This window comes from Cyanobium sp. Copco_Reservoir_LC18 (assembly GCF_009834675.1).
Taxonomy (GTDB): Bacteria; Cyanobacteriota; Cyanobacteriia; order PCC-6307; family Cyanobiaceae; genus Cyanobium; species Cyanobium minutissimum.
Window position 1 is genome coordinate 18,954 of sequence record NZ_ASAC01000025.1, and the last position, 26,422, is coordinate 45,375.

The window sequence follows — 26,422 nt, forward strand, 5'->3', positions numbered from 1 at the left end:
CGACCTTTGGCGGTGAGCAGTCGGCGGGAGCGCTGAGCCAGGGCCTGATCAGACGCTGCCACGTTCCAGAGCAACGGCGGACGGCTTACCCCGCTGCCCATGGCGCGGTAGTGCACCCCAGCCTTGAGCACACCCTCCTGTCGCAATCGCCGCAGGGTTGCATCACTGATTCGGAGCTGTGTCGCGGCCTCCTTGGTGGTTGCAGCGAAGACGGATTGGGCCATAGCGCTCTTGCGGTCATCCGCAGCCTATGGATCAAATCCGACAGGACCGAGCAGAGTCTTTCCCGTTTTCCACAGGTGTGTTTCGGCTCAAGGTTGGCGGGCGGTTACCCGCTCGATCACGCTGCTCACAAGCTTCGGTGAGTCAAGCCGGCGGCCATAAGTGCTCAGGTGTACGGCTGGAGAATGCCCCATCAAATCTGCGGCTTCTCGGACGTGGAGGCCGATTTTCTGGGCCAGTCGAAGGGCAAATGCATGTCGGCAGCTGTAAGGCGTCAGCTCCGGATCCAGGGAGATACCCACTGGCTGCTGTCTCTGCAGCCTGGAAAGTTGTTGCGCCATTTTCTCGCCAGGGCTCCAGTAGGCGACCAGCGAGGGCGGAAGGCCGTACTCTTTCCACCGTTTCCACAGTGAGTGGAAATCCTCCGGCCACCCTTCAGGTGCAACAGCAGGCACATTCCGTGTCCCGCTTGCCCCTTTGCTGCTGCGTTTTTCCCTAGACACTTTGGCGACAGGCACACCTTTCTGGGTGGTGATCTCAAGGCCCTGCAGTTCGGCAGGGCGTAGCCCAAACGCGATCAGGCAGTCCCAGGCCACAAGATCAGAGGGCGTCAGCTTGCTGCGCTGAATGCTCCGCTCGATGCGCGCCCGCAACTCGCCCAGCTCGGAATCGGTGAAGCCACGCACACCATCCGGGGCCTTGGCAGCCCTTCCATTGCCTCGCAGCTCCACAAGCTGGGCAGGCCATTCCCAGCCGGCCTCGCGCCACAAACGGCGGATTCGATCGTGGGCCATCTGGCGGGCTCGACTGTTCGCCGGCCAGCGGCGCAGGGTTGCCTCCACCAGTTCCCGGTCTGCTGACCAGCTGCGCTCCCCGGCGACCTGGATCAACTTCTCCAGCACTGGCGCATACATCCGCTTCCAGGTGCGTTCAGAGACCTTCTCGCCCTCTATGGATACCCTCAGCTGCTCCACCAGCCTTCGAAGGGTCGCCGGGGTAAGCCGGCGCTCATCGTCTGGGCCTGGGATCGCCGCAGCATCCGGCCATCGCCACTCGCCGGCCATCACCGCATCAAACAAGGCGCAGCACTCCTGCAGGGCAGCAGCCGCGGTCGCTGGTCCCGGTGGTGTTGCCAAGGTGACGGCTCGGCGCTTGGGCGGTGCGTCGGGGGCCTCATCAGGCCGTTGCGGGAGTGCAGCACTGACCACCCGCAGGCGATCGCGGTTCACCTCCACGAACCAGCCTGAGCGGCCCTGGCGGTGCCTCCGAAAGCCGCTGCTCAGCTCAGCCAGCCAGCGTGGGCGATCCTTGGCCATTTTCACGCCGCGTGAAATCTGCGTGAAATCCTGCCAGTCCTTGACGGTTTTAGGGCGATCTCGGCGGATCTCTTCGGATCAGGGGGTGGCCTGGAACCCAGGCCAGAACTGGCTCAAACCCCAGTTCCCGCTTGCAGACTGCCAACGCCCCCTGATGGATTCGAACCATCGACCGGCTGCTTAGAAGGCAGCTGCTCTATCCAGCTGAGCTAAGGGAGCACGGAGCGCATTGTGCCAGCGTTCGGCGGCCAGGCCACTCCGGTAGCCCCCCCTACAGTGGACGACCGCGCTTGAACCGTTCCATGGCCGCCACCCGGCTCAGCGACAGCCAGAAAACCGAGCTGGTTGGGCGATTCCGGGAGGGCTCCAGCAGCCAGCAGCTGGCGGACAGCTACGGCTGCAGCGCCAACACGGTCATCCGCGTCGTTCGCACCGAGCTCGGCGAGGAGGAGTACGAACGCCTCAAGGCGGAGCGCTCCCGCCGCCGCAGCCGGACGACGACCGGCGATGCCGAGCCGGCCGCTGCCCCGGAAACCCTGCAGACGGCCCTCGCCATCCCCACGGCCGAGCCGGAGCCCGAGCCCGTCCCCGAGCCGACCACCACCGCTCGCAGGGTCATCCCTGCGCCGCCCCGCCGCCTGACGGTGGCGGCCCCGGTGAAGGCCGAGGCGGTGGCGGAGGACGGCCCTGCGGTGCTGGCCATCGAGGATGCCGACGATTTCGGCGCCGATGACGACGACCTGCTCACCAGCGACGACAATGACGACGAAGGCTCCGACGACGGGGCCGAGGGGGGGATCAACCCGTTCCAGCCGATCCCCGTCGTGCGGCTCGACGACGGCGCCCCGGCGGCCGCCGACGGGCGGCTCCAGCCCCTGGCCAGCGCCGCCCTGCCCTCCAGCGCCTACATGCTGGTCGACAAGACCGTGGAACTGCAGGCCCGGCCCCTGAGCGAGTTCCCGGAGCTGGGCCGGCTGCCGGATGCCGAGCTGGAGCGCCAGGCGCTGGTGGTGTTCCTCAACCCCCGCCAGGCCAAGCGCCAGTGCGGCCGCACCCAGCGGGTGATCAAGCTGCCCGACCTCAAGGTGTTCGAGCTCACCGCCCCCTACCTGCTGGCCCAGGGCATCAGCCGGGTGGTGATCGAGGGTGCCCTCTACGCCCTGCCCGGCAGCTGAGCTTCAGCCCTCGTCGGCTGGGGCGTTGCCGGGCAGCAGCAGGGCGGCGCTGGCCCCGCCACTGATCACCCCCAGCACCAGGGCGACCCCCACGATGAAGCCGGCCGGCAGGGGCGCGCTGCGGGCGAAGCCGAAGCGCAGCTGGGGCCGCACCTCCAGGTTCTGGGCGCCCAGGCACAGCAGGGTCAGCAGCAGGGTGCCGCCCAGCAGGCTGCCGCACAGGAGGCGCAGGCGCAGAAGCATCGGGACGTCCCAGGACCAGACGCCTCAGTCTGACGGCTCGCGGTGCAGCAGGGCATAGAGGTCCCGGCGGCTGTGGCCGCTGCGCTCGGCCAGGGTGCGGGCGGCCTCCCGGTTGCTGAGGCCGCCCGCCACCAGCGCATCGAGGGCGCGGCGCAGGCCGGCCTCGTCCCAGATGGGGGCCGCCGCCGGCGGGGCACCGCCCAGCACCAGGGTGCACTCCCCCTGGGGCGGGGTGCGGCGGAAATGCTCCAGGGCCGCCGCCACCGTGGGGCCCACCTGCTCCTCGTGGCGCTTGGTGAGCTCCCGCGCCACCTGCAGGGGCCGGTCGCCGAGCACCGCCAGCAGGTCTTCGAGCAGGGCCAGCAGCCGGTGGGGCGCTTCGAACAGCACTAGGGTGCGCTCTTCGGCGGCCAGGGCCTCCAGCCGCTGGCGGCGGGGGCCCCCCTTCGGCGGCAGGAAGCCCTCGAAGCAGAAGCGGCCCATGGGCAGGCCGCTGCTCACCAGGGCGGTGGTGACGGCGCTGGGGCCGGGCACGCAGATCACCTGGCGGCCGGCGGCGCGGGCGGCGGCCGCCAGCTCCTGGCCGGGATCCGACACCCCCGGCAGGCCGGCATCACTGATCACGGCGATCGCCTCGCCCGCCTCCAGGGCCGCCAGCAGCTGGGGAATGCGGGCCGTCTGGTTGTGCTGGTGGAAGCTCAGCAGGGGCGCCCGGATGCCGAGGTGGTGCAGCAGCAGGCCGCTGCGGCGGGTGTCCTCGCAGGCGACCCGGTCGGCCCCCGCCAGCACCCGCCGGGCCCGGGGGGAGAGGTCGTCGAGGTTGCCGATGGGGGTGCCCACCAGATAGAGGACGCCGGCGGCGGGTTCGTGCTCCTGCACCGGGTCCTGCACAATGCCGTTTTCCGGTCTCCATGATGCCGTCTTCCTTCGCCCTGCCCGACGGCATCGGCCGTGAGCCCCTGCTGGCGGAGCTGCGCCGGCTGGCCTGGGGGGCGGCCGACATCCTGCGGGCCTACGCCCGCGGCGAAATGCCCCCCTACGGCTTCCCGCCCGCCATGAGCGTCGACCACGGCGGCGAGGGGCCCGTTTCGGCGGCGGATCTGGCGGTGAACCGCTGGCTGCTGGACGGCCTGGCGGCGGCGTTCCCGGCCGCCGGCTGGACGCTGCTGAGCGAGGAGACCGCCGCCGAGGTGCTGGTGCCGGGCCAGCCCCTGGACGCCGAGTGGCTGTGGATCCTCGATCCCCTCGATGGCACCAAGGACTTTCTGCAGGGCACCGGCGAGTACGCCGTCCACCTGGCCCTGGTGCGCGGCCAGCGGCCGGTGCTGGGGGTGGTGCTGCTGCCGGAGCCGGAGGAGCTCTGGTTCGGGCTGGTGGGGGCGGGCGAGGCCTGGCGGGAGAACCGGGCCGGTGAGCGCACCTCCGCCAGCCTCAGCGGCCGCGGCGAGGAGCTGGTGCTGGTGGCCAGCCGCAACCACCGGGACGATCGCCTGGAGCAGCTGCTGGCCGAGCTGCGGCCGGCCCGCAGCACGGCGATCGGCAGCGTCGGCGGCAAGGTGGCCACGATCCTGCGGGGGGAGGCCGACCTCTACATCTCGTTGTCGGGCCGCAGTGCCCCCAAGGACTGGGACATGGCCGCCCCGGAGGCGGTGTTGGTCGCCGCCGGCGGCGCCTTCAGCCATGCCGATGGCCGGCCCCTGCTCTACAACAGCGGTGACGTGCGCCAGGCCGGCTGCCTGATCGCCAGCCACGGTCCGGCCCACGATCAGCTCTGCCGCCGGGCGGCGGCGGCGATGGCGGTGATCGATCCAGGTTTCGCCCTCTGAGCGAGGGCCCGGCTTGTCGCCAGGCCCCTTGGCGGTCAGACCGCCGCCGGCTCCTGCTGCTCCACCCCCCGCAGGGTGAGGTTGATGCGGCCGCGGTTGTCGATCTCCCGCACCCGCACCGTCACCTGGTCGCCGACGTTGACCACGTCCTCCACCTTTTCCACCCGGGCCTCGGAGAGCTGGGAGATGTGGATCATCCCCTCCTTGCCGGGCAGGATCTCCACGAAGGCGCCGATCGGGATCACCCGGGTGACCGAACCGTTGAACACCTCCCCTTCGCTGACGCGACGGGTGAGGCCCTCGATGATGCGCTGGGCCTCCTCGGCGGCGGCGCCGTCATGGCTGGCGATGGTGACGATGCCGCCGTCCTCGATGTCGATCTTGGTGTTGGTGCGCTCGGTGATGCCCTTGATGGTGCGGCCGCCGGGGCCGATCACGGTGCCGATCAGTTCCGGATCGATGCGGAAGCTGAGCAGGCGCGGGGCGTGGGGGGAGAGGACGTCGCGGGGTTTGTCGATGGCCTCGAGCATCTTGCCGAGGATGTGCAGCCGGGCCGGCCGGGCCTGGTTGATCGCTTCGGCGATCGTTTTCACCGCCAGGCCGGTGATCTTCATGTCCATCTGCAGGGCGGTGATGCCCTTCTCGGTGCCGGCCACCTTGAAGTCCATGTCGCCGAGGAAGTCCTCGATGCCCTGGATGTCCGTGAGGATCCGCACCTCCTCCCCCTCCTTGATCAGGCCCATGGCCGCGCCGCTCACCGGGGCGGCCAGGGGCACGCCGGCGTCCATCAGCGCGAGGGTGCTGCCGCAGACCGAGCCCATCGAGGTGGAGCCGTTGGAGCTGAGGCACTCGGACACCACCCGCAGCACATAGGGGAAGCTCTCCTTGGAGGGCAGCACGGGGATCAGGGCCCGCTCAGCCAGGGCGCCGTGGCCGATCTCGCGGCGACCGGGGGAGCGCATCGGCCGGGTCTCACCGACCGAGTAGGGGGGGAAGTTGTAGTGGTGGAGGTAGGTCTTCTCGCTGTTGGGGTTGAGGTCGTCCATCTCCTGGGCGTCGCTCGGGGTGCCGAGGGTGGCGCAGGAGAGCACCTGGGTCAGCCCGCGCTGGAACAGGCCCGAGCCATGGACCCGCTTGGGCAGCACTCCGGCGGCGGCCTGGATGGGGCGAACCTCGTCGAGGCTGCGGCCATCCACCCGCTTGCCCTCGACGAGGATCTGCTGGCGCATCAGCTTCTTGGTGAGGCTCTTGTAGCTGTTGCCCAGCAGCTTGCCGTTGCTGCTCACGGCCACCTTGATCGGATCCTCGCCGTCGAGGGCGGCAATCTTCTCGGCCACCTCGGCCTTGATGGCGTCGAGCTTCTCGTCCCGTTCGGACTTGGTCTGCTCGAAGTGCTTGAGCACCTCACCGATGCCCTTGGCGCACTCCTTCTCCAGGAAGCTGGGCAGGGCGGGATCCTCGCTGCGCTCCTCGGGCAGCACCTGCTCGATGCCGAGCTCCTTGAGCAGGGCCAGCTGGGCGCGGATCAGCTCACCGACGGCCTCATAGCCGAAGTCGATGGCCTCGATCACGTCCTGCTCGGGCAGCTGGTTGGCACCCGCTTCCACCATCACCACGCCGGAGGGGGTGCCGGCCACCACCAGGTCGAGCTCGCTGCGCTCGATCTCGCGGAAGCTGGGGTTGAGGACGAAGTCGTCGCCCAGCAGGCCGACGCGCACGGCGGCCATGGGGCCCATGAAGGGGATCTTCGCCAGCAGGGTGGCCATCGAGGCGCCGGTGACGGCGAGCACGTCGGGGGGAACCCGCTCATCGAGCGACATGCAGGTGGCGACGATCTGCAGGTCGTCCCGCAGCCAGCCCGGGAACAGGGGCCGCATCGGCCGGTCGATCAGGCGGCAGGTGAGGGTGGCCCGTTCGGGGGGGCGCGCCTCCCGGCGCATGAAGCTGCCGGGGATGCGGCCGGCGGCGTAGAGGCGTTCTTCGTAGTCGCAGATCAGGGGGAGGAAATCGATGCCCTCCCGGCCTTTCGAGCGGGTGGCGGTGACCAGAATCGCCGTATCACCGCATTCCACCATCACCGAGCCCCCGGCCTGGGGCGCAAATCGGCCGCTGGTCAGCCGGATCTCCCGACCATCGAAGGAGATCGACTGAGTGTGTCCTTGCACTGGGCGTTATGTCCGTTTTGTTGTCGCCGACCATTCTCGCATCCGCCGTTCCAGGCCATGAAGAAGGCGCCCTCGCGGGGCGCCTGCTGCGACGGAAATCCGTTGCGGTGGCAGGGCCGAAGCCCGCTGCTCACCAGCTGGACTTGACCACGCCGGGGAGCTCGCCCTTGTGGGCCCGCTCGCGCAGCTGGTTGCGGCAGAGGCCGAAGTCGCGGTAGTAGCCGCGGGGTTTGCCGGTGGCCCAGCAGCGGTTGCGGATGCGGTTGGGGGCGCTGTTGCGCGGCAGCGACTGCAGCTTGCGGTGGATCTCCAGGCGCTCCATCGGATCGCCGGCCGCATCGAAGGCCTCCTTGAGGGCGGCACGGCGCGCCGCGAAGCGCTCCACGATCTTGCGGCGCTTCACGTCACGCGCGATCATCGACTTCTTCGCCATGCGGCCGGAGGAGGGGGAAACTTCAGCCCGCCATCGTACCGTCTGGCCCGCCCGATTCGGTCCGGCCCACCGGGCTCAGGGGCCCGGATGGCTGGGGCAGAGATCGGCCAGGCCGCAGCCGGCGCAGCGGGGCCTGCGGGCCACGCAGACGGCCCGGCCGTGGAAGATCAGCCGGATCGAGAGGGTCTCCCACTCCGGCCGTGGCACCAGCTTCATCAGATCGGGTTCGATCTTCTTCGGGTCACTGTGGCGGGTGAGGCGCAGGCGGTTGGCCAGCCGCTTCACGTGGGTGTCGACGGTGACGCCGGCGTTGATGCCGAAGGCGTGGGCCAGCACCACGTTGGCGGTCTTGCGGGCCACCCCCGGCAGGGGCAGCAGCTCCTCCATCGAGGCCGGCACGGCCCCCCCGTGGCGTTCCATCAGCAGGCGGGAGGCGGCCACGATGTGCTTCGCCTTGTTGCGGTAGAAGCCGGTCGACTGCACATACGGCTCCACGGCGTCGCTCTCGACGGCGGCGGCGGCGGCGGCATCGGGGAAGCGCTCGAACAGGGCCGGGGTCACCTTGTTGACCCGCTCGTCGGTGCACTGGGCCGAGAGCATGGTGGCCACCAGCAGCTCCCAGGGGGTGCGCCAGTCGAGGGAGCAGGTGGCCTCCGGGTAGAGGACGCCGAGGCGCTCCAGGATCAGGGGCGCCCGGGTGCGGGGGCTGGGGAAGCGGGGCACCTCAGCGGCTGAGCAGCTGCTGGATGGCGGGCAGCTGGCTGGTGTCCTTGACGATCAGCACCAGGGAGAGGCCCACCAGGAAGACGAAGCCCGACTGCATGAAGGCCATCTGGTAGCGGTCGGAAAGGGGCCGGCCCCGCACCCCCTCCAGCAGCAGCAGGGCGAACTGGCCGCCGTCCAGCAGGGGCAGGGGCAGGGCGTTGAGCACCGCCAGGTTGATGGAGATCAGGGCGGTGAACAGGAACAGGCTGCTGCCCCCCTGGCTGGCCAGGGAGGCCCCCATCTCGACGATCTTCACCGGCCCCGACACCTGGGGGGCGGTTTCGCCGAAGTGGGTGAGCAGGGTGCCGAAGCCCTCCACGGTGCGGCGGGTGAGCACGATGAAGTCGTGGTTGGCCTGCAGGATCGGCTCCAGCGGGCTGGTGGCCGGCCGGAAGGACTCGGTGCCGTTGGGCTGCAGCTGGGCGCCGATGCGGCCGATGCCGCCGCTGTCGGTGGGGGTGAGGGGCAGCCGCAGGACAGTGCCGTTGCGCTCGGCCTGCAGGCGCAGGGTGCGGCCGGGGGCGTCCTTGATGCGCTCCACCAGGGCCATGACCGCGTCCTGGCCGCCGGCCAGGGCAGTGCCGTCGACCGCCACGATGCGATCGCCCGGCTGCAGGCCGGAGCCGGCGGCCGCCTGGCCGGGCTGAACCGCGGCCACCACCACGCCGGGGGTGGCGCTGAAGCCCGACGGGATGCCGAGCACCAGCCCCTGGGCCAGCAGCACGCTCCATGCCAGCAGCAGGTTGGCGATCACGCCGGCGGCGATCACCAGGGCCCGCTGGGGCAGGGGCCGGTTGCCCATCAGGTCGGGATCGTCGGCGGCGATGCTGCTGTCCTCCTCGTCGTCGGGGAAGGCCACGAAACCGCCCAGGGGGATGGCCCGCAGGGCGAAGAGCACGCCGTGCCGCTTCCGCTGGATCAGGGCGGGCCCGAAGCCGATCGAGAAGCCGCTGACCCGGATGCCCTGCCAGGTGGCGGCGAAGAAGTGGCCGGCCTCATGCACCACGATCAGGCCCGCCAGGATCGCCAGCGCCATCAGCACACCCATTCCGTTACCCGGCTGCAGTTGACGCCATTCTGCGGGAATCGCCCCGGCACCGGGACACGCTGGCGCTGGCGGAGGGGGCCGATAGCATGGAACCGTTGATGGGCGGGTCTGCCTGCATGGCCGAGCAACAGACCAGTGGGCAATCAGCCGCTGAGCAAGCAGCCGCTGAAGAGCCCCAGGAGCTGCGCACCTCCCTGCGCCACGCCCTTCCCGGTGGTGTCTCCGCCAGCATCCGGCTGTCCACCGGCCGCACGGTGTACGTGACGGTGGGCGACGTCAGCCGCACGGGCGCCTGCGTGGTGCGCCGGGGCTCCCTCGAGGTGACGGCCAACGAGGAGGTGCTGCTCGACATCAGCGACTACGAGAAGCACCAGAGCGTTTCCCTGCCGGCGCGGGTCCAGTGGGTGAACAGCCGCAGCTACAACACGCTCGTCGGCCTGGCCTTCAGCGACGGCCCGCTGCTGCCCGGCACCATGCTCGACCAGTACTTCGACCAGACCCTGCAGATGCGGGGCAACTACGAAGGCTGAGCCTCACTTGAACGCTGGAACCGAACCACCGAGGTCATGCCGTTGGCTTGTGAAGGCTCTAGGGTTAAGCAGTTGTTCAACCGTGAGCGTACGCTGACCTTTGGTTGGGCAAGCTTTTTGGTCGCGCCGTGACTCCCAAACTTCTCCTTCACCTCCTGTCCTCGCGCTCAAGGGGACCTCGCCGTCAGACAGGTTTTTCGATGCTGGCGGGCATCCTGATCCTCCTGGCGCTGGTTGCTGGGACTGTCGGGCTCACGACCCTGACCGCCAACAACCTTCTGGCAACCCGAAAGCAGGACACCCGTGCTGACGCGCTCTCGGTTGCCGAAGCTGGTGCCGATCAAGTGATTGCTCTCTTCAATCAGGTGGAGAACCGCAAGATGCTGGTGTCCGGCGAGCGGATGAACCAGTGGTCTTCGGCTGATTTCACGAGCCCTTGCCGCGATAAGTCGAACAATCCCCCTCCTGCCCCCACAGCGGCGGCACGCAGTCTTGGGGATGGCCAGTTTCGTAACCTCGACAATCTTGTCGCTAACACGGGAGATCGACGATTCGCCCTCAAGTCGGTAACATTTGCGGCAGGTCAGCCAGGCTCAGCCAACCGGCGCAGCGAATCCAGGACGACGACGGTTGGATCGAATACCACTGTCAACCAAGGGACTTTCAGCAGTGACCTTATCAACCTTGACGATCCGACCGACACTCCGAGCGTTAAGCTACCTGGTTTCAACAAAGGATTCATCACCCTGACTGTGGAGGGTCAAGTGCTCCGGAACGGTGTGGTGCAATCCACGGCCACGGTGACACGGGAATTTGAGGTTTTGCCTAAGTGTTGTGGAGCTTCGCTCGGTTCCAATGGCTCTGGGGGACTTGCCGCTGCGGACCCCGGTCAGTCGGTTGGGGGTGAGAGTCGCTTTTGTGGAGTCGAATTCGGCATGATTGTGGGTCTTAATGGAGGAACGATCTGGAGTAACGCCGCCAACGACCGCTTTACCAAGAGAGTCTCCAGTACCAAGATCACGGACATTTCGAACGCGATTGGTATTGTTGCTAAGGATGGTGATCCATTTGATCGAGCTTCCAACCGAGTTGTACCCAATGCTTTTTCTACAACAGTCCCCGATCCTTGTGACCCGGCCCGGTGGACGGGTGGTACCTGTGGGAGCTCTACGTGGGTCGGTCTGAAGAATGCCACTCCAGGAGCATTTTATGGCACGAAAGACGACATCCTAGGCACCTCAATCTCGGGCATACCCATTATTCCTTCAGCGATCACACTGCCGGCAATTGGCAGCCAGATAACTTCAGGAAAATACAATTTTACCTGGACTTCGGGAAGTGGGCCAAGTTCTCGCGTTGCGACCACTAAGGAGTATGCCACACTCAACCCACCTGGGGCCAGCGGCTATAAATTTCGATTCCGTACTCGCAACGATACATCTCCGCCTCGCATTGAAGTCTGCAACGAGTCCCCTGCTTCTCTGGGCGGTACCAATGGATGTACCAGCACAACGTGGAGTACCATCAGCGGTACCGCTGGAGCTGTGAATAATTTTGAGACATTTACCGGGATGCTGAACGGGTCCACTGCGACGACAGCCTATAGAACTGGTGAAACAATCACTTCTCAGCCCAATTGGCGCAACATCGGCTCGACCAGGCAGTGGTACGGATTGGACGGGGGAAGCAACAGTAATGACACTAACTCAACCGCTGGCAATGTTCAGTATATCTCTGGGGGTGGCCAGGGATACATCCGTATTGGACAGGCTTCAGGAACCATGACGGCTCAGCAGAATGGGATTTGCCGGGCAGCCGTTCTCAATGGCAATCTAGGACGTGCCACCTTCTCATTCAAGCAATCGGGTAGCACATTGATTGATACGTCCGATGAACTCTGGGTGCAGGTGCGTACGGATGCAGGAACGGACACGACCCAATGTACTGGTACCGCTGGTACTAACATCACGTCCAATTGGGTCACTGTCGCCAAGTTCCCCGGGGTCAACTCAGGAGCAAAAACCAATGAAGCCGTCAGAGTAGTGAGCCTGGCTGATTATCAAAGCAGTACTACCCGTGTCCGCATCGTCAATGGAACCAACACCACCACTGGAGAGTTCCATGTCGTTGACGATATCAATCTAAGTCTCAGTGATTGGTGTGAATACTCCGCCAGCTCGCCTGCGTCAGCAGCCCCAGGTTTCCATTGCCTTGGGCCCCATTTTAACCTGTCCGTTGATACGTCTCTTTGGACGAGCAGTCCAGCCGGGGGGCAAGTGTATATCGACACGAGCGGCGGACCCGTCTCTTTTTACTACACGCGAACTGACGATTTACGTGGTAATTCATTCACAGATGTTAACCCCACTGTTGACTCAAATCCGTTGATTTCCGTGGGCAACGGTGGTTTTCTGCGCCTCGTTGAATGCGCAGGCGCTCCCAGCGACAATTGCACCACGCCTGTACCCGAAAACGATGTGGCTTTGGTAGGCGATCCTGACAACCTCAACATCTTTGGTCGCGATAGTGGACCCTTGCAGATCATTAACTTTGGAGTCGTCAGTACAAGCACTGGGTTTGGCCGGATTTCAGGGGCCTGGTTTTACATGCCGGTGGGATATTTTGAGCTCAAGTCCTATGGGTGTGCCGGTTACAATCCACCGGGTACGGGACCGGGTGTCACAGCAGACGATTCTTGGATCTTTAATGGAAGAATTTGGACTCAATCTTTCAAGCCCTGCGGCGATATTCACATCCGCGTTCCTCCCTCGTCGGCCGCTAATTTGGGTGCAGTCGTTGCGGCAAGCTCCTTGTTGGACGATATCAACTTTGTGCCTTGGACAGGAGTTGACTGGGTGGCCCGCAGCGTTACCAACTCCCAGCCCTATAGTCAGTGAAGAACATTTACCGGCCCATTTCTGCAGCAGGCTTCACTATTGTTGAGCCTGTTATCTTGATGGTGATGTTACTCATCGTTGGTGCTGGAACTTCTGTAATGGTGGACAGCATCAATCGAAGTTCGCTGAGCAGTAGGCGTGAAATAAAGGTGAACGAGGACATTGAATCCGACATCGCCACGATACGCGGATCGGCCGATCGGCTCACCTGTTGTTCTGGCACCTGTGTGGTGGCTACTGTTAATTCCACCACGGGCCTAGCCACCTTTCCCTCCATCGATTCAGGTACGGCTAATTCTTCTTGTGCTACCAATAATCCCCGTAGCAGTGCTTTCTTTTTCCCCACCCGCGATAACATTTCCACCACTGCTCCTATCGCACCTTCCACCTCGGCGCGCGAGCCGGATGCGGTGACTGAATTCTGCGCGGATAACTCCGTCACTTCGCCGGTGATGACGCCGCTGTTGACCGCCGTCAATGCGCTGCCTAATCCATTGGCGACCCAGAATATCAATCGGATTGTCAGTATTCAGCCGAACAAGGTGCTCCGTGTGATCTATCGGGAGACCACTCCCACCATCAGAGATCTACGGCTGATCAGCATTGTTCCGCCGATGGCCAACTTTTGCACATGACACCTGCCTACCTACGAGGTCGCCACTGGCTGCGGACTCACCGCCCAGTGTCGCGAGGCTTCTCCACCATGGAGATCATGGTCACCGTGGCCGTGCTTGGCGTGGTGGCTGCCGTGGTGGTTCCGGCCAACCAGAGTCAATGGCGGCGGGAGCGGGTGAACGCTGCCGCCGTTGAGCTCACCTCGTGGTTGCAGGTCATCGCCCAGACATCCGATCAACGCCTCACCCGCTGCGATGTCACAATCACGGCGGGAGCTAACCGGGCGGCTGGGGCCGTGCTCGCCACGGTGGTTTCAAACCCTTCCGGCATCGCCTGTGCGCCAGAAAGCACGCTTAATCTTCCTGCAACTGTGCTGGGAGCCTCTACATACAACGTGGGTGCCTCCAGAACCACATTCAGTTTTACCCCTCGGGGGGCAATCTCAACAGATGGTGTAGGCACTGCCGTCAATGAGAATATACAAATTCGGATCAGCATCGACGGTCAATCGCCCCTGCGTTGTGTTCAGCTCACGGGTCTCTTGGGGTTGATCCGGCTAGGCAACAATAACGCCACTGGCAATGTCGCCACCGCCTGTGCCCCCGATCAGTTCAACCGAGCATGAACCATCATCTTCACCAACGGTCCACCGGCACGGGTTTTACCCTGGTAGAACTCCTTGTGGGGGTGGTTGTTGGGGGGATTGCTCTGGCAGCCATTGCCAGCGTTGCCGTGAGCCATATCCGCACCACCAACCGGGTGACTTGGAACAACCAAACACAGCGCGACATCGCCAAGATCAATTCCTTCTTGGCTGTTGAATCACGGGAAGCCTGTGCATTCTCCGCCGCGGCCGTGGCCCCGACCAACTGGGCCACTGATCCGATGCCTACCCCTTCTCCCTGCACAACACCACCCTGCGCCACGGCCGCTGGCACGGAATTGCGGCTGCTGGTGCCCTTCAGCACCAGCGTCAACGCGGCTCCGATCCCGAGGGTGATCCGGTTCTACACCGCCCTTAACGCCACCACCGGACGGACAGAGCTGCGTCGCGATGGCCCCCGGATTCTGATCAATGGCCAGCTTGATTCCACGACCGCTAACAACAACGCTGTTTTGATTGATGGGGTCAACACCTTCACTGTCAGCGTTTCCGCTGACTGCCGCACCGCGAATCTCCAGTTGAGCCTTGACGTTCCCAATGGTGGCGGCACCACCCCCCTGGAGCCGATCACCCTTTCCACCGGTGTGCGGATGTTCTCCTGAGGCGAAGGCATGGGCTGGGACCACGGGTACTACTCCCATTCCACCTACACCAGTGCATTCTTCCGGGAACTTGCCCCCTCCTGGCTTGATTTCGCTGCGCTGATCAAGGGCCACTGTCCACCCCGCGGGGAGGAAGGCCAGCCATTCCGTTATCTCGAGTTGGGCTGTGGCATGGGCTTCGGGCTTTGTGTGCTGGCGGCGCTTCACCCGGAGGGCACCTTTGTCGGCATCGACTTCAATCCCAGCCACATCAGCCATGCGGAAGGGCTCAGCCGTCGACTGGCCCTCACGAACGTGCGTTTTCTGGAGGCCGATTTCCTGGCCCTGGCAGAGGATCCATCCCCCCTGGGACCTGGGCCGGAGTTCGGGGGTGGCTTTCACTATGTGGCGGCCCATGGCATCGCCACCTGGGTGCGGGAGACGGTTCAGCAGGCGCTTTTCTTCGTGGCCTCCGCCGCTCTTCGGCCGGCGGGCCTGTTTTATTGCTCGTACAACACCCTGCCGGGCTGGCTGGGGCGAACGACCTTTCAGCAGCTCTATGAGCTCGAGCGCGGCCGGTCGGATCCTGCCGAGCCCAAGGTTCCCCTGCGTCGTGCCATCGCCGGCCTTAAAGCTCTGCTGGGAACGGTCGACCAGCCCACTGCCCTCAGGCATGCGATTCCCCAGCTCGAGGAGGATCTGGCTGGACTCGATCCTGAACAGTTCGATTACCTCTGTGGTGAGTTCGCCAACGAGGGCTGGCAGCCCCTTTACGTCGCCGACCTCCACCGGAGATGTATGTCCCACAAGTTGCATCCGCTTGGCACCGCCACACTGCCGGAAGCCTTTGATCAGCTGCTGGCCCCTTCCATCCAGGGACCGATTTTCGCAGAGGCTAATTCCCTGATCCGCCAAACGATGATTGACCTGGCCACCAACAAGTCCTTCCGTCGCGATGTCTTCGTCAAGGGCCTCGATCCCCTCACTCTGCAGGATGCGGAGATGCGGATCGGTGGCCTGGGCCTGAGGCCGCTGCATCTGCCCTCGGCCCCCTCCGAAGGCCCTCCATCCTTCAGCTTTGGCACCAGCTTCGGCCAGGTGCATGGTGATCCTGATGTTTATGGTCCGATCGTTGAACGACTGGCTTCCAGAGGCTGCACGGTCTTTGAGCTGCAACAGCACAGCGGCCAGTCCGCTGCGGAGCTGCTGATGGTCCTGTCTCTTTTCCTCAACGCCGGTTGGATCGGCTTCGACCGCAGCCGGCAAGCCGGGGCCGGCAAATTGATCACCCAATGCCAGCGCTGCAACGGCGTGCTGATGGAGCTGATCGCTGGGGGGCGACCCTATGCATCCCTCTTGCTTCCCGAGGTGGGAACGGCCCTGCCGGTCTCCCTGGTGGACGTCCTGATTCACAAGGCCATGGACCAGGGGCTCCAGGAGCCGATGCTCAGCACCTGCGTTCTGATGGGTCTGGATCAAATGGGCGTGCACCTCCTGGCCGCCGACAAGAGTCCGATCACCGATCCTGAGGCGAAGCTGAGCCGGTTGCAGGCACTGATCGGCGATTTTCGCGAGTATCGCCTGCCCATCCTTTGGCGGCTGGGGGGCCTGCCTAGCCCGAAGGAACGGCAGCCGCGATCCGCTCAGCGCCGAAGTAGGGCACCAGCGCCGAAATAAGGCACCAGCGCCGCCGGCAGCCTGACGCTGCCATCGGGTTGCTGGCCCGCCTCCAGCAGGGCGGCCATGGTGCGGCCCACGGCCAGGCCGCTGCCGTTGAGGGTGTGCAGCAGGCGGGTGGACTTGCCGTCACGGCAGCGGATCGAGGCCCGTCGGGCCTGGAAGTCGCCGCAGGTGCTGCAGCTGGAGATCTCCCGGTAGGTGCCGGCGCCCGCCAGCCACACCTCCAGGTCGTAGGTGCGGGCGGCGGAGAAGCCCAGATCGCCGGTGCACAGCTCGATGCGGCGGTAGGGCAGCTCCAGGGCCTCCAGGATCGCCTCGGCATCGAGGGTGAGCTGCTCGTGGGCCGCCTCCGATGCCTCCGGGGCCACGAACCAGTACAGCTCCACCTTGTTGAACTGGTGCAGGCGGATCAGACCGCGGGTGTCTCGGCCGTAGGAGCCGGCCTCGCGGCGGAAGCAGGGGGTGTAGGCGGCGTACTTCAGCGGCAGCTGCTCGGCCCCCAGCACCTCGCCGCGATGCAGGGACGTGACCGGCACCTCGGCGGTGGGGGTGAGCCAGAGGTCGTCGTCGGCGCAGCGGAAGCTCTCCTCGGCGAACTTGGGCAGCTGGCCGGAGCCGGTGAGGCTGGCGGTGTTCACCAGCACCGGCGGCAGCACCTCGGTGTAGCCCCGCTGGCCGTGGCGATCGAGCATGAAGCTGATCAGGGCCCGCTCCAGCCGGGCGCCCTGGCCCAGCAGGGTGACGAAGCGGCTCTGGGCGATGCGCACCGAGCGCTCGCTGTCGACGATGCCGAGCCGCTCGGCGATCTGCCAGTGCTCCTGGAGCTCCTCGCCCGCGGCGGCGACGCGCGGCGTGCCCCAGCGCTTCACCTCCACGTTGTCGGCCTCGCTGCGGCCATCGGGGCACAGGGGGGAGGGCAGGTTGGGCAGCACCATCAGCTGCTCCAGCAGCTGGGCCTCGATCCCCTTCTCCTGGTCTTCGAGCTCAGCCACCTGGCGTTTGATCCGGTTGCCCTGCTCCCGAAGCTCCTTCACCTCCTCACCCCCAGGGGCGGCGCCGCCCCGGATCCGCTCGCCCACCTCCTTGCCGATGCGGTTGCCCTCCGCCTGCAGCTCACTGCGCCGCTGCTCCAGGTCGCGGGCCTCCAGGGCCAGCTGGCGCAGCCCGGACAGGTCGGTGGCCATGCCGCGCCGCGCCAGCGGGCCGGTGATCAGCGTCGGGTCGTTGCGCAGCAGGCGCTGATCCAGCACGGGAGGGCCCATCGTCTTGGGGGCAGCCTACGGACCCGACGTTCCAGGTCCGAAGCAGGGATTCCGATGGCACCTGCAGCGGAGAGCCGTCGCTGCATCGGCCTATCACTCTTGACCATCTGACCATGCGTTCCGTTGGCCTGGCTGAGGCGAAAGCGCAGCTCTCCGCCCTTCTGGATGCGGTCGAGATGGGCGACGAGGTGGTGATCACCCGCCGCGGCCAACCGGTGGCCCGACTGGTGCGCGAGATCCCGGCCCCGTTGGAGGACGCCCCGACGCCATGGCCGGAGCGGCTGCGGCGGTTCCATGCCAACCAGGCCCCATTTCCAGGTGACGCTGTCGCTCTGGTGGGTGAGCTGCGGCGGGATCGGGGATGACGCCCCAGCCCAGGGACCCGGTGGAGGCTCCTTATGTGGACACCTGCGTGCTGCTCTCCCTTTTTCTGAACGACGCCGGCTTCCCTGCGGCGGAGCAGTGGCTTCTCGATCAGGGGGATTCACCCCTGTGGGTCAGTCACTGGGCGCTCGTGGAGTTCGCCGGCGTGGTCTCCCTCTGCAGGCGGCGGGGTGATCTCACCAACGATCGGGCCGCGGCCATTCACAAGGAATTGGAAAGCTTCCGCCGCGAGCGCCTGCAGTTGCTGGAACCGCGGGGAACCGATTTCCTGCAGGCCAGGCAGTGGTTGCAGGAGCTGGCGAGCCTGCCGCTACGCAGTGGGGATGCTCTCCATCTGGCCATCGCCGGGAGGGAGAAGTTGCGCCTCGCCACAGCTGACCAGACACTGATCCGAGCCGCTCCAGCCCTGGGTCTGGTCCACCAAGCGATCGGCAATACGTTGATGTAGCCAGCAAGGGATGGTCGACTGGTGGGCCGGAGGTTGGCCCTGTGGGGCTTCCAGGGCTCAGAGCACCTGCACCACTTCGTTCACTTCGGGGATCGCCTCGCGCAGCTTGCGCTCGATGCCCATCTTCAGGGTCATGGTGCTGCTGGGGCAGGACCCGCAGGCACCCTGCAGCCGCACCTTCACCACCGGTCCGTCGATCTCGACGATCTCCACGTTGCCGCCATCGGCCATCAGGTAGGGGCGCAGCTCGTCGAGGACCCGCTCCACGTTCTCGATCGTCAGGGCGCGGGGATCGCTGTCCACGGCGGGTGCCACGGTCCCGGCGTCGGCGGTTTCGGGGCTGGCGGTTTCGGTGGTCATGGCTCGGTTACGCACTGGAACGAGCTTAGGCGCCGTCTCCGTGGGGCCGACGAACCCTGCGGCGGATGGCAGGGCCCGGTTCCTGAGGCATCCTGCGCGCAAAGCGCCTGCGCCACCGGGATGGATTCCACGCCTGCCTATCCCATCGAAAAGACCTACGGGGCCTTCCTGCACCGGGAGCTTTCGGTGTCCTGGATCCTGCTGGCCACCCTGATGGGCGGCCGCCACCGGGTCGATCCGGGCCTGATCGGCAGCAGCTTCCGGTACCTCGATGTCGGTTGTGGCCACGGCCTGAACCTGCTGTTCAACGCCGCCGCCCACCCCGAGGCCAGCTTCTACGGCGTGGACCTGAACCCGAGCCATATCGCCGGCGCCCATGCCAAGGCCGAGGCCCTGGGCCTGGGCAACGTTCATTTCGCCCTGGCCGATCTGACGACCTTCGCGGAGGGGCTGCCCAGCGGCGGCCCCTGCCGTGGCTGGCCCGAGTCCTACGACTTCGTCGTCGCCCACGGGGTGGCGAGCTGGGTGGGGGCGGAGGTGAGGACGGGCCTGATCACCGCGGCAAGTGAGCGATTGCGGCCCGGTGGGATCTTCTACTGCTCCTACAACACCTATCCGGGCTGGTTGTCGCGCAGCACCCTGCAGATGCTGAGTGTGGAGGAGGCCGCTCGAGCCGGCGGCAGCACCTCCCTGGCCGGCATTCGCAAGGCGGCGCAGACCCTGCTGCGGCTCTCGGGCACGGAGGACAGCGACTGGCCCCTCGGCAGGGAGTTGCCGGAGCTTCGCTCACAGATTGAGAAGATCCTGCCGATGCCGGAGTCCTATCTGGTGGGTGAGTACCAGGCGGCCCACCAACCGCTTTATGTGGGCCCGATGCACCGGCTCTGCTCAGCCCATGGCCTCAGCTTCATCGGCTCGGCCTCCCTGCCGGAGATGTTCCCGGAGATGCTGGATCCGGATCGCCGCGCCCTTGTCATGGAGGCGGCTGATGATCCGATGCGCGAGGTGTTGCTGGATCTGGCGATCAACCAGACGTTCCGGCGGGATCTCTTCGCCCGGGGAGCCTGTCCGCCATCGCCACCATGGCGTCGCCAGACCCTGGCGGACCTGCAGCTGCATGCCAGCGCAGGTTCAGAAGACGAGCGGGACGCCTTCGATACAAGTCTGGGACGTCTGGGGGTTGATCCGGATTTCGTTCGGACCTTGAAGGATGTCCTCACCGATGGTCCCCAGAGCCTGGGCTGGCTGATGGAGCAGGCCTCGCTGGATCTGGAGGATGCCGTGATGCGGCTCTCGGTTCTCGTCGGTGCGGGGGTGATCGGTGTGGGTTTCTCAAGTGTTGCGGAATCGTCCGGGCCTGCCATCGCCGCGTTCAACCAGCGGTGCCTCGATCAGATCACGGCGGGCGAGGAGATCGGTGCCCTGCTCTCGCCGGTCCTGCAACAGCCGGTCACCATCAGCCCGCCGGAGGCGTTCTTCCTGCAGGTGGCCGATTCGGGCCTGCCGGCGGAGGGGGTGGCCCAGATGGTGTGGATGGGCATCACCATGGCGGGCGGCAACGTGAATGACGCCGAGGGACGGCCGATCAAGGACCCCTCCCAGGCCCTGGGCCAGCTCCAGGAGTTCTGGGAATCCTTCGCCTCCGGGCGTCTGCCGGTGCTGCGGCGCCTCGGCCTCGGCGCCTGATCGTCGCCGAGGGAACCCGGGGGAGCTGCCTAGGATCGGGCCCTTGTTCCCTTCGCGGCTGAGCCTCCGGGCGCCCATGACCGACGTTCCCGCCCAGCGGATCCGTAACTTCTGCATCATCGCCCACATCGACCACGGCAAATCGACCCTGGCCGACCGCCTGCTGCAGGACACCGGCACCGTGGCCGCCCGGGACATGCAGGCCCAGTTCCTCGACAACATGGAGCTGGAGCGGGAGCGGGGCATCACGATCAAGCTCCAGGCGGCCCGCATGGAGTACCAGGCGGCCGACGGCCAGACCTACATCCTCAACCTGATCGACACCCCGGGCCACGTCGACTTTTCCTATGAGGTGAGCCGCAGCCTGCTGGCCTGCGAGGGCGCCCTGCTGGTGGTGGACGCCAGCCAGGGGGTGGAAGCCCAGACCCTGGCCAACGTGTACCTGGCGCTGGAGAACGATCTCGAGATCATCCCAGTGCTCAACAAGATCGACCTGCCCGGGGCCGATCCCGACCGGATCAAGGCGGAGATCGAGGCGATCATCGGCCTCGACACCTCCACGGCCATCAACTGCTCCGCCAAGACCGGCCTGGGGGTGCCGGAGATCCTGCAGGCGGTGGTGGACCGGGTGCCGGCGCCGCCGGACCAGGCGGATGAACCGTTGCGGGCCCTGATCTTCGACTCCTACTACGACCCCTACCGGGGGGTGATCGTCTACTTCCGGGTGATCAGCGGCGTGATCGCCCGCAAGGACAAAGTGCTGCTGATGGCCAGCGGCAAGGTGGTGGAGCTCGACGAGGTGGGGGTGATGGCGCCGGACCAGCGCCAGGTGGACAGCCTGCATGCCGGTGAGGTGGGCTACCTGTCCGCCTCGATCAAGGCGGTGGCCGATGCCCGCGTCGGCGACACCATCACCCTGGCGTCCAACCCGGCGAGCGAACCGCTGCCCGGCTACGCCGAGGCCACGCCGATGGTGTTCTGCGGCCTGTTCCCCACCGACGCCGACCAGTACCCCGACCTGCGGGAGGCCCTCGACAAGCTGCAGCTCTCCGATGCGGCGCTGCAGTACGAACCGGAGACCAGCAGTGCCATGGGCTTCGGCTTCCGCTGCGGCTTCCTGGGCCTGCTGCACATGGAGATCGTGCAGGAGCGGCTGGAGCGGGAGTACGACCTCGACCTGATCGTCACCGCGCCTTCGGTGATCTACCAGGTGAACATGATCGACGGCAGCACCCTGATGGTGGACAATCCCGCCACCCTTCCCGATCCCCAGAAGCGGGAATCGATCGAGGAACCCTATGTGAAGCTGGAGATCTACACGCCCAACGTGTACAACGGCGCCCTGATGGAACTGTGCCAGGAGCGGCGTGGTGAGTTCATCGACATGAAGTACATCACCACCGACCGGGTGACGCTGCACTACGAGCTGCCCCTGGCGGAAGTGGTGACCGACTTCTTCGATCAGATGAAGAGCCGCACCAAGGGCTACGCCTCGATGGAATACAGCCTGATCGGCTACCGCCGCAACGAGCTGGTGCGCCTCGATGTGCTGATCAACGGCGAGAAGGCCGATCCGCTCACCACCATCGTGCACCGGGACAAGGCCTACAACGTGGGCAAGAGCCTGGTGGAGAAGCTCAAGGAACTGATCCCCCGGCAGCAGTTCAAGATTCCCATCCAGGCCTCGATCGGCAGCCGCATCATCGCCAGCGAGAGCATCAGCGCCATCCGCAAGGACGTGCTGGCCAAGTGCTACGGCGGTGACATCTCCCGCAAGAAGAAGCTGCTCAAGAAGCAGGCCAAGGGCAAGAAGCGCATGAAGGCGATGGGTCGGGTGGAGGTGCCCCAGGAGGCCTTCATGGCGGTGCTGAAGCTGAACCAGTGAGCTGGCTCTGAAGCGGCGGGCCGCTCTGGATTGGAAGGACGTTCAGCTCCCGGCCTTACCTCCCGCAGTGCGAAACAGACTCTGTACAGGTTGTACAGACCTGGACATCCTCCGCTCAACGTCTCGACTTCCTCCGGCCGACAGCGCGTGTCCCGGCCCACGGGCCGTTCCTAATCCGTCGAGCGCCTGCGGTGCAGATGGACCGGTCCGGTGGCATCGGTGCGGAAGAACAGGCTTGGGGTCAGCCCCACCCGCCGCATCTGGTGCCGGCCGCGCAGCTGCATCAGCACCAGCCCGGCGCCGGTGACCCCCTGGAGCAGCAGGGTCGTGATCAGGCGCACCGGGTTGAGCAGGTGCTGCTGCATGGGGGGGAGGGGCGCCAGATGGCGCTGGCTGAACAGGATGGCGACGTCATGGATGGTGACCGCCGGCAGCAGCAGCAGGATCAGCCCCAGGGGCAGCAGGGTGCGGTGCAGGGCGCCGGTCCAGGGCTGCTCGCGTCGGTGGCGGCGATGGCCGCCGCCGAGCAGGTAGAGGCCGAAACCGAGGGGCAGCAGCGGCAGGGCAGGGGAGAGGCCGATCAGGCCGTTGAGCCGGCCGGCGGGAGCCTCGACGCTGGCGAAGCTGCCCGCCAGCAGCAGGGTGCTCAGCTCCAGCACCAGCAGCACCAATCCCACCAGCCGCAGCTGGCCCAGGGAATAGTCCAGCTGGTGGCGATTCACGACGCCGTCCACCGCGTCGCGGGTGTCCCTGTGCCGGCTGTGGTTCATGGCCCGCTGGAGAAAGGCACGGTCACTTGGGGCAGTTTCCCCCAGCCACGGTGTCCCTGGGCGGGAACGTTGAAAAGGTGTTCGCTGCCATCGCCATGCCCACGTTGCATCGCCACCGCGCCGGGGAGCAGGGGTTCGTCCTGCCCCTGGCCATGGGGGCCTCGATGGTTCTGCTGCTGGGGAGCCTCTCGGCCCACACCGCCAGCCTGCAGCTGCGTCTGCAGGGGATCCGGGAGCAGCAGCAGCGCCGGGCGGAGGACCGGCTGGCCTCGGCGGGTCAGCAGCTGCTGGCGGAGCTGCACCGCAGCCATCGCTGCCTGCTGGCGCTGCCGCTGCCCCAGTGGGACGTCCAGGGCCTGGCCTGCGCCCCGGCCCCGGCGATCGCGGCCCTGCGCCAGGGCCAGGTGCTGGGGGGCTCCTACCGCCTGGTCGCCTGGCGCCCGGACCTGCAGCCGGCCGAACTGCTGCTGGAGCTGGCCGCCGGCGGGGGCCAGCCGGCGCGCCAGGGGGCGTTCACGGTCCAGCTGGCCCCGGCCCAGCCGCCAGGCCAGCCCCAGCCGCAGATCACCGACGTGCGGCTGGTGGGCCTGCGGGGGGTGGCGCCATGAGCCTGATCGAACTGGTGACCGGGTCGGTGGTGTTCCTGAGTGCGGCGGGATCCTCGCTGCAGCTCTGGGCCCTGGCGGGCGCCGCGGCCGTGGCCGAGCAGCGCCAGCAGGAGCGGCTGGAGCAGGCGGAGGTGGCTCTGGCGCGGGCCGAAGCCTCCCTGCGCGGCCTGGCCCCATCGGCTGGTGACTGCACCACGGCGATGGCCCAGCTGCTGCAGGCCCTGGCGGCCCAGCCCCTGGCCCCGGGGCTGGCACGCCAGCTGGAGGTGTCGGCCAGCGGAGACGGGGTGGTGCTGCGGCTGGCGGTGGCCGGCGAGGCCGAACCGCGCCAGCGCCTGTACGTGCCGGCGGCCTTCGGCCGCTGCGGGCCTGCGCCGGGAGGGGGCGGTGGCACACCCTGAGCCGGGGGGCTTCACCCTGCCGGAAGCCCTGCTGACCCTGGTGCTGGTCGGACTGCTGGCCCAGCTGGGGTTCACCTCCGCCAGCCGGGACCTGGCCGCCGCCCGGCTGGAGGGGGCCAGCCGCCGGGTGATGGTGGGGCTGGAGCGGGGACGGGACGCCGCCCTGCGCAGCGGCCGTCCCTGTGCCCTGAGCCTGGAGGCCACGGGCTGGCGGGAGCCCCAGGCGGGCAGCCTGCCGGCCTGCGAGGGGGCGGCCCTGGAGCTGGGGGAGGGGATCGGCGGGCTGCCGGGGAACGTCAGCCACAACCTGCCGGCGGCGGTGCGCTTCACCAGCAACGGGCTGATCATCGACGGCGGCACCGTGTTGCTGAGCACCGAGGGCACCGATCTGGTGCGCTGCGTGGTGGTGGCCCTGCCCCTCGGGGTGACCCGCCTGGGACGGCAGGGGCCGGGCGGCTGCCTGCCGGATCCCCAGTCGTGAGCCGCCCTGATCTTTATCACCGGAGCTGCGTCATGGTCTTGCTGCATTCCCACGGCCGTTCCGTCAGGGGGCCGGCCGGCTTCTCGCTGGCGGAGCTGCTCGTGGCGGTGAGCGTCGGGTTGCTGCTGTGGGGGGTGGTGCTGCAGGCCCTGGTGGCGGAGGGCCGGCAGGTGGAGCGGATGGTGCGGCAGGTGCGGGAACGGGGCCAGCAGCGGCGGGTGCTGGCCCTGCTGCGGGGGGATCTGCAGCGGGCCACCCGGGTGGATCCGGGCCTGGGGACCGGGGCCGCCTGCGCCCTGGGCGGCCGGGATCCGGTGCTGCAGCTGCAGACACCGGCCGGTCCGATCACCTACACGGCCGGCAGCCCACCGAGCCCCATCTGGCGCCGGCGGGTGCTGATGCGCTGCGGCCCGGCCTTCGGGCTGGACGGCGAACCGAGCGCCGGAGCGGCCCAGAACCGGGTGCTGCTGGATGGGCTCAGCCAGCCGGGGCTGGAGGCCGCCGTGGAACCCGACGGCCTGCTGCACCTGCGGCTGCGGCAGGAATTCGAGCCATCAGGGGGAGGAGTCCAGCGAATCGAGACGGAGGTGCGGGTACTGGCGGGGGGATGAGGCACTCCATCGCGCTGCCAGAACATGCGCTTTGCATGCAATCTGAGTCGATTGATTGCACCTGTGGTCTTGTCATGGCCTCCCTGCAGATATGCGATGTACCGGATCCGCTTCCCTGCTTGTTGAAGTGCCGGGCCAGCGCCCAGAAGTGCAGCCACAGCCAGCAGGCCCTTGCTGATCTGGAGGCCATGGCAGGCGGAGACCCGCGGCAGCGGCGCCGGCTGGCGCTGGGGAGGATCGCCGAGCGATGGCAGCAGTGGCAAGCGCTGTCATGGGAGGAGACTCCGGAATCCCTGATCCGCTGCGACCGCGAGCGCTGATGGCACTGGCGCTGGTTCTCGATGCCTCGGCTGTGCTGCGCATGATCACGCATGACCTGATGGCGCACGACTGTGCGGAGCAGCTGGGACAGGCCCCACTGGTGCTGGCTCCCGAGCTGATGCTCACAGGAGTGGCGAACGGGCTGTGGAAGCTGCGGCGCAGCGCTGGGCTGGCGGGCATGGATCCCCAGCAGCTGCTGGCGGACGCCACCAATCTTGTGGATCAAGTCGAGTCCGACCGCCATCTGCAGGTGGAAGCGCTCGCCCTTGCCTGCCATCTGAACCACCCCGTCTACGACTGTCTGGACCTGGCGCTGGCTCGGCGTGAAGCTACCCTGCTGGTCACTGCCGATCAGCGTCTGCGTCGGCTGGCTGATCAGGTTCTGCCCTGAATTGTTCAGGCCCCCCATATCTCAGCCAACTCCAGGCGCAGCCCGGGGAATGGCGCGTCACCCTCCAGGGTGGTGGTACCCTCAAGGCGCATGGACTCCCCGCTGGCCTTGCTGCTCAAGATCGCCACAGCCTGCTCTTGGGGACCAGCAGCCAGCCCAGCCTGGCGCCATTGGCCCGGTAAGCAGCCATCTTCTGCCGCAATGCCGTGAAACCGCTGGGACTGTCGTCGCCGGGGCTGGCGAGTTCGACCAGCAGATTTGGGCAGAGGGGCGGGAACTCACGGCGCTCCTACCTGGCGAGCGGGCCCGTCATCGCTGCAGAGCAACCAGTGGGGCATCGGGGCTGCGCACCGAGCCTTCGGGTAAGAGGAAGCTCGTGGAGCTGTCGAACAACTGCCAACCGCCCACCCTGTCGCCCCAGGCCAGCAGGTGCAGCAGCAAACGGCTCTTGCGGGCGCCAGTCTCGCTGCCTGTGGGCATCATGTCGATGAGGTGGCCCTCGGCGGTGAGTTCCACCACCGCCTGGTGGTTGGCGCTGCAGACGGCGCCGAACTGCTCGGGGCTAAGAGCCTGCTGAAATACCCGCCAATCCGAGCTCTGCCAAATCGGCCTGGGCCCTCCGCGGAGTCAATCGGCAGGCCGGTTCGACAATGC

General features: G+C 66.7%; 30 protein-coding genes and 1 tRNA gene. 17 read left to right on the forward strand and 14 right to left on the reverse strand.

Annotated elements, in window-relative coordinates; translation table 11 throughout:
- Positions 1–311 precede the first annotated feature (311 nt).
- Entirely contained in the window at positions 312–1,538 is a 1,227-nt protein-coding gene (locus tag L107_RS14135) for a hypothetical protein (protein WP_159819901.1), read from the reverse strand.
- Positions 1,539–1,683: 145 nt separating this feature from the next.
- Positions 1,684–1,757 (reverse strand) — tRNA-Arg (locus L107_RS14140).
- 83 nt (positions 1,758–1,840) lie between these two features.
- On the opposite strand from L107_RS14140, the gene L107_RS14145 reads away from it, so the two are divergent.
- Positions 1,841–2,713, forward strand: a complete 873-nt coding sequence (locus L107_RS14145) for a hypothetical protein (protein ID WP_159819903.1) — start codon at positions 1,841–1,843, stop codon at positions 2,711–2,713.
- Positions 2,714–2,716: 3 nt separating this feature from the next.
- Here the strand turns inward: L107_RS14145 and L107_RS14150 are convergent, their stop codons facing one another.
- Both L107_RS14150 and rsmI read right to left on the reverse strand, forming a co-directional pair.
- A complete protein-coding gene (locus L107_RS14150) occupies positions 2,717–2,956 on the reverse strand; it encodes a hypothetical protein (protein WP_159819905.1) in 240 nt (79 codons plus the stop codon).
- Between the two features lie 24 nt (positions 2,957–2,980).
- The gene (gene rsmI, locus L107_RS14155) at positions 2,981–3,835 is read right to left on the reverse strand and encodes a 16S rRNA (cytidine(1402)-2'-O)-methyltransferase (RefSeq protein WP_201295910.1); all 855 of its coding nucleotides are present in this window, start codon (positions 3,833–3,835) and stop codon (positions 2,981–2,983) included.
- Positions 3,836–3,867: 32 nt separating this feature from the next.
- On the opposite strand from rsmI, the gene L107_RS14160 reads away from it, so the two are divergent.
- Positions 3,868–4,782 carry a 3'(2'),5'-bisphosphate nucleotidase CysQ gene (locus L107_RS14160; protein ID WP_159819909.1) on the forward strand — a complete coding sequence of 305 codons (915 nt, stop codon included), beginning with the start codon at positions 3,868–3,870 and terminating at the stop codon, positions 4,780–4,782.
- Between the two features lie 35 nt (positions 4,783–4,817).
- On the opposite strand, the gene L107_RS14165 is transcribed toward L107_RS14160, so the two are convergent.
- The 4 genes from L107_RS14165 to rseP form a co-directional block, all read right to left on the reverse strand.
- Positions 4,818–6,947 (reverse strand): polyribonucleotide nucleotidyltransferase, encoded by a 2,130-nt coding sequence (locus L107_RS14165; RefSeq protein WP_159819911.1) that lies wholly within the window; start codon positions 6,945–6,947, stop codon positions 4,818–4,820.
- Between the two features lie 130 nt (positions 6,948–7,077).
- Positions 7,078–7,380 (reverse strand): 30S ribosomal protein S14, encoded by a 303-nt coding sequence (gene rpsN / locus L107_RS14170; protein ID WP_043325519.1) that lies wholly within the window; start codon positions 7,378–7,380, stop codon positions 7,078–7,080.
- A 75-nt stretch (positions 7,381–7,455) separates the two neighbouring features.
- Positions 7,456–8,103, reverse strand: coding sequence for an endonuclease III (gene nth / locus L107_RS14175; protein WP_159819913.1), 648 nt, complete (start codon positions 8,101–8,103; stop codon positions 7,456–7,458).
- 1 nt (position 8,104) lies between these two features.
- On the reverse strand, positions 8,105–9,193 hold the full coding sequence (gene rseP / locus L107_RS14180) for an RIP metalloprotease RseP (protein WP_159819914.1): 1,089 nt from the start codon (positions 9,191–9,193) through the stop codon (positions 8,105–8,107).
- A 116-nt stretch (positions 9,194–9,309) separates the two neighbouring features.
- On the opposite strand from rseP, the gene L107_RS14185 reads away from it, so the two are divergent.
- Together L107_RS14185 and L107_RS14190 are read left to right on the forward strand one after the other, a co-directional pair.
- Positions 9,310–9,723, forward strand: a complete 414-nt coding sequence (locus L107_RS14185) for a PilZ domain-containing protein (RefSeq protein WP_159819916.1) — start codon at positions 9,310–9,312, stop codon at positions 9,721–9,723.
- 200 nt (positions 9,724–9,923) lie between these two features.
- Entirely contained in the window at positions 9,924–12,620 is a 2,697-nt protein-coding gene (locus L107_RS14190; protein WP_159819918.1) for a hypothetical protein, read from the forward strand.
- Positions 12,621–12,627: 7 nt separating this feature from the next.
- Here L107_RS14190 and L107_RS16740 read toward each other — a convergent pair whose 3' ends face one another.
- Positions 12,628–13,134, reverse strand: coding sequence for a hypothetical protein (locus L107_RS16740; RefSeq protein WP_236550713.1), 507 nt, complete (start codon positions 13,132–13,134; stop codon positions 12,628–12,630).
- Positions 13,135–13,323: 189 nt separating this feature from the next.
- On the opposite strand from L107_RS16740, the gene L107_RS14200 reads away from it, so the two are divergent.
- Genes L107_RS14200 through L107_RS14210 form a run of 3 tightly spaced genes read left to right on the forward strand, consistent with a single transcriptional unit; the run spans position 13,324 to position 16,157 of the window.
- Positions 13,324–13,860, forward strand: coding sequence for a hypothetical protein (locus tag L107_RS14200; protein ID WP_159819922.1), 537 nt, complete (start codon positions 13,324–13,326; stop codon positions 13,858–13,860).
- Positions 13,857–14,501: a prepilin-type N-terminal cleavage/methylation domain-containing protein gene (locus tag L107_RS14205; RefSeq protein ID WP_159819924.1), complete on the forward strand. Its 645-nt coding sequence runs from the start codon at positions 13,857–13,859 to the stop codon at positions 14,499–14,501. Before L107_RS14200 ends, L107_RS14205 begins: the two co-directional genes overlap by 4 nt.
- Before the next feature lie 9 nt (positions 14,502–14,510).
- Complete coding sequence (locus L107_RS14210) at positions 14,511–16,157, forward strand: methyltransferase regulatory domain-containing protein (protein WP_159819926.1); 1,647 nt, start codon at positions 14,511–14,513, stop codon at positions 16,155–16,157.
- Here the strand turns inward: L107_RS14210 and serS are convergent.
- Positions 16,124–17,410, reverse strand: coding sequence for a serine--tRNA ligase (gene serS / locus L107_RS14215; protein ID WP_159819952.1), 1,287 nt, complete (start codon positions 17,408–17,410; stop codon positions 16,124–16,126). The genes L107_RS14210 and serS overlap by 34 nt on opposite strands.
- Before the next feature lie 125 nt (positions 17,411–17,535).
- On the opposite strand from serS, the gene L107_RS14220 reads away from it, so the two are divergent.
- Together L107_RS14220 and L107_RS14225 are read left to right on the forward strand one after the other, a co-directional pair.
- Entirely contained in the window at positions 17,536–17,787 is a 252-nt protein-coding gene (locus L107_RS14220) for a type II toxin-antitoxin system Phd/YefM family antitoxin (RefSeq protein WP_159819928.1), read from the forward strand.
- Positions 17,784–18,254 (forward strand): type II toxin-antitoxin system VapC family toxin, encoded by a 471-nt coding sequence (locus L107_RS14225; RefSeq protein WP_159819930.1) that lies wholly within the window; start codon positions 17,784–17,786, stop codon positions 18,252–18,254. The genes L107_RS14220 and L107_RS14225 overlap by 4 nt, the downstream gene beginning before the upstream one ends.
- 57 nt (positions 18,255–18,311) lie before the next feature.
- On the opposite strand, the gene L107_RS14230 is transcribed toward L107_RS14225, so the two are convergent.
- Complete coding sequence (locus L107_RS14230) at positions 18,312–18,614, reverse strand: NifU family protein (protein ID WP_370515499.1); 303 nt, start codon at positions 18,612–18,614, stop codon at positions 18,312–18,314.
- A 120-nt stretch (positions 18,615–18,734) separates the two neighbouring features.
- On the opposite strand from L107_RS14230, the gene L107_RS14235 reads away from it, so the two are divergent.
- Complete coding sequence (locus L107_RS14235; protein WP_159819932.1) at positions 18,735–20,300, forward strand: class I SAM-dependent methyltransferase; 1,566 nt, start codon at positions 18,735–18,737, stop codon at positions 20,298–20,300.
- A 76-nt stretch (positions 20,301–20,376) separates the two neighbouring features.
- Positions 20,377–22,185 carry a translation elongation factor 4 gene (gene lepA, locus L107_RS14240; protein ID WP_159819934.1) on the forward strand — a complete coding sequence of 603 codons (1,809 nt, stop codon included), beginning with the start codon at positions 20,377–20,379 and terminating at the stop codon, positions 22,183–22,185.
- A 170-nt stretch (positions 22,186–22,355) separates the two neighbouring features.
- On the opposite strand, the gene L107_RS14245 is transcribed toward lepA, so the two are convergent.
- Positions 22,356–22,955, reverse strand: coding sequence for a hypothetical protein (locus tag L107_RS14245; RefSeq protein ID WP_159819936.1), 600 nt, complete (start codon positions 22,953–22,955; stop codon positions 22,356–22,358).
- Between the two features lie 95 nt (positions 22,956–23,050).
- Between L107_RS14245 and L107_RS14250 the strand changes: the two genes are divergently transcribed.
- From L107_RS14250 to L107_RS14275, 6 genes are all read left to right on the forward strand, one after another.
- Positions 23,051–23,563 carry a hypothetical protein gene (locus L107_RS14250; protein WP_159819938.1) on the forward strand — a complete coding sequence of 171 codons (513 nt, stop codon included), beginning with the start codon at positions 23,051–23,053 and terminating at the stop codon, positions 23,561–23,563.
- Positions 23,560–23,964: a hypothetical protein gene (locus tag L107_RS14255; RefSeq protein ID WP_159819940.1), complete on the forward strand. Its 405-nt coding sequence runs from the start codon at positions 23,560–23,562 to the stop codon at positions 23,962–23,964. Before L107_RS14250 ends, L107_RS14255 begins: the two co-directional genes overlap by 4 nt.
- Positions 23,951–24,445 (forward strand): GspH/FimT family protein, encoded by a 495-nt coding sequence (locus tag L107_RS14260; protein WP_159819942.1) that lies wholly within the window; start codon positions 23,951–23,953, stop codon positions 24,443–24,445. The genes L107_RS14255 and L107_RS14260 overlap by 14 nt, the downstream gene beginning before the upstream one ends.
- Positions 24,446–24,477: 32 nt before the next feature.
- Positions 24,478–25,056, forward strand: coding sequence for a type II secretion system protein J (locus L107_RS14265; RefSeq protein ID WP_159819944.1), 579 nt, complete (start codon positions 24,478–24,480; stop codon positions 25,054–25,056).
- Between the two features lie 119 nt (positions 25,057–25,175).
- Positions 25,176–25,376 carry a hypothetical protein gene (locus L107_RS14270; RefSeq protein ID WP_236550714.1) on the forward strand — a complete coding sequence of 67 codons (201 nt, stop codon included), beginning with the start codon at positions 25,176–25,178 and terminating at the stop codon, positions 25,374–25,376.
- On the forward strand, positions 25,376–25,768 hold the full coding sequence (locus tag L107_RS14275) for a type II toxin-antitoxin system VapC family toxin (RefSeq protein ID WP_236550715.1): 393 nt from the start codon (positions 25,376–25,378) through the stop codon (positions 25,766–25,768). Before L107_RS14270 ends, L107_RS14275 begins: the two co-directional genes overlap by 1 nt.
- A 115-nt stretch (positions 25,769–25,883) precedes the next feature.
- Here L107_RS14275 and L107_RS16820 read toward each other — a convergent pair whose 3' ends face one another.
- Positions 25,884–26,024, reverse strand: a complete 141-nt coding sequence (locus L107_RS16820; protein WP_370515501.1) for a hypothetical protein — start codon at positions 26,022–26,024, stop codon at positions 25,884–25,886.
- 53 nt (positions 26,025–26,077) lie between these two features.
- Positions 26,078–26,284, reverse strand: a complete 207-nt coding sequence (locus L107_RS16825) for a Uma2 family endonuclease (RefSeq protein WP_255451621.1) — start codon at positions 26,282–26,284, stop codon at positions 26,078–26,080.
- Positions 26,285–26,422: the final 138 nt, after the last annotated feature.

Excerpts from the sequence above, each read along its gene's own strand:
- L107_RS14135 (WP_159819901.1), bottom strand. The coding sequence starts at position 1,538 with ATGGCCAAGGATCGCCCACGCTGGCTGGCTGAGCTGAGCAGCGGCTTT.
- L107_RS14145 (WP_159819903.1), top strand. The coding sequence starts at position 1,841 with ATGGCCGCCACCCGGCTCAGCGACAGCCAGAAAACCGAGCTGGTTGGG.
- L107_RS14150 (WP_159819905.1), bottom strand. The coding sequence starts at position 2,956 with ATGCTTCTGCGCCTGCGCCTCCTGTGCGGCAGCCTGCTGGGCGGCACC.
- L107_RS14160 (WP_159819909.1), top strand. The coding sequence starts at position 3,868 with ATGATGCCGTCTTCCTTCGCCCTGCCCGACGGCATCGGCCGTGAGCCC.
- rpsN (WP_043325519.1), bottom strand. The coding sequence starts at position 7,380 with ATGGCGAAGAAGTCGATGATCGCGCGTGACGTGAAGCGCCGCAAGATC.
- rseP (WP_159819914.1), bottom strand. The coding sequence starts at position 9,193 with ATGGGTGTGCTGATGGCGCTGGCGATCCTGGCGGGCCTGATCGTGGTG.
- L107_RS14185 (WP_159819916.1), top strand. The coding sequence starts at position 9,310 with ATGGCCGAGCAACAGACCAGTGGGCAATCAGCCGCTGAGCAAGCAGCC.
- L107_RS14190 (WP_159819918.1), top strand. The coding sequence starts at position 9,924 with ATGCTGGCGGGCATCCTGATCCTCCTGGCGCTGGTTGCTGGGACTGTC.
- L107_RS14200 (WP_159819922.1), top strand. The coding sequence starts at position 13,324 with ATGGAGATCATGGTCACCGTGGCCGTGCTTGGCGTGGTGGCTGCCGTG.
- L107_RS14205 (WP_159819924.1), top strand. The coding sequence starts at position 13,857 with ATGAACCATCATCTTCACCAACGGTCCACCGGCACGGGTTTTACCCTG.
- L107_RS14210 (WP_159819926.1), top strand. The coding sequence starts at position 14,511 with ATGGGCTGGGACCACGGGTACTACTCCCATTCCACCTACACCAGTGCA.
- L107_RS14220 (WP_159819928.1), top strand. The coding sequence starts at position 17,536 with ATGCGTTCCGTTGGCCTGGCTGAGGCGAAAGCGCAGCTCTCCGCCCTT.
- L107_RS14225 (WP_159819930.1), top strand. The coding sequence starts at position 17,784 with ATGACGCCCCAGCCCAGGGACCCGGTGGAGGCTCCTTATGTGGACACC.
- L107_RS14230 (WP_370515499.1), bottom strand. The coding sequence starts at position 18,614 with ATGACCACCGAAACCGCCAGCCCCGAAACCGCCGACGCCGGGACCGTG.
- L107_RS14235 (WP_159819932.1), top strand. The coding sequence starts at position 18,735 with ATGGATTCCACGCCTGCCTATCCCATCGAAAAGACCTACGGGGCCTTC.
- lepA (WP_159819934.1), top strand. The coding sequence starts at position 20,377 with ATGACCGACGTTCCCGCCCAGCGGATCCGTAACTTCTGCATCATCGCC.
- L107_RS14245 (WP_159819936.1), bottom strand. The coding sequence starts at position 22,955 with ATGAACCACAGCCGGCACAGGGACACCCGCGACGCGGTGGACGGCGTC.
- L107_RS14250 (WP_159819938.1), top strand. The coding sequence starts at position 23,051 with ATGCCCACGTTGCATCGCCACCGCGCCGGGGAGCAGGGGTTCGTCCTG.
- L107_RS14255 (WP_159819940.1), top strand. The coding sequence starts at position 23,560 with ATGAGCCTGATCGAACTGGTGACCGGGTCGGTGGTGTTCCTGAGTGCG.
- L107_RS14265 (WP_159819944.1), top strand. The coding sequence starts at position 24,478 with ATGGTCTTGCTGCATTCCCACGGCCGTTCCGTCAGGGGGCCGGCCGGC.
- L107_RS14275 (WP_236550715.1), top strand. The coding sequence starts at position 25,376 with ATGGCACTGGCGCTGGTTCTCGATGCCTCGGCTGTGCTGCGCATGATC.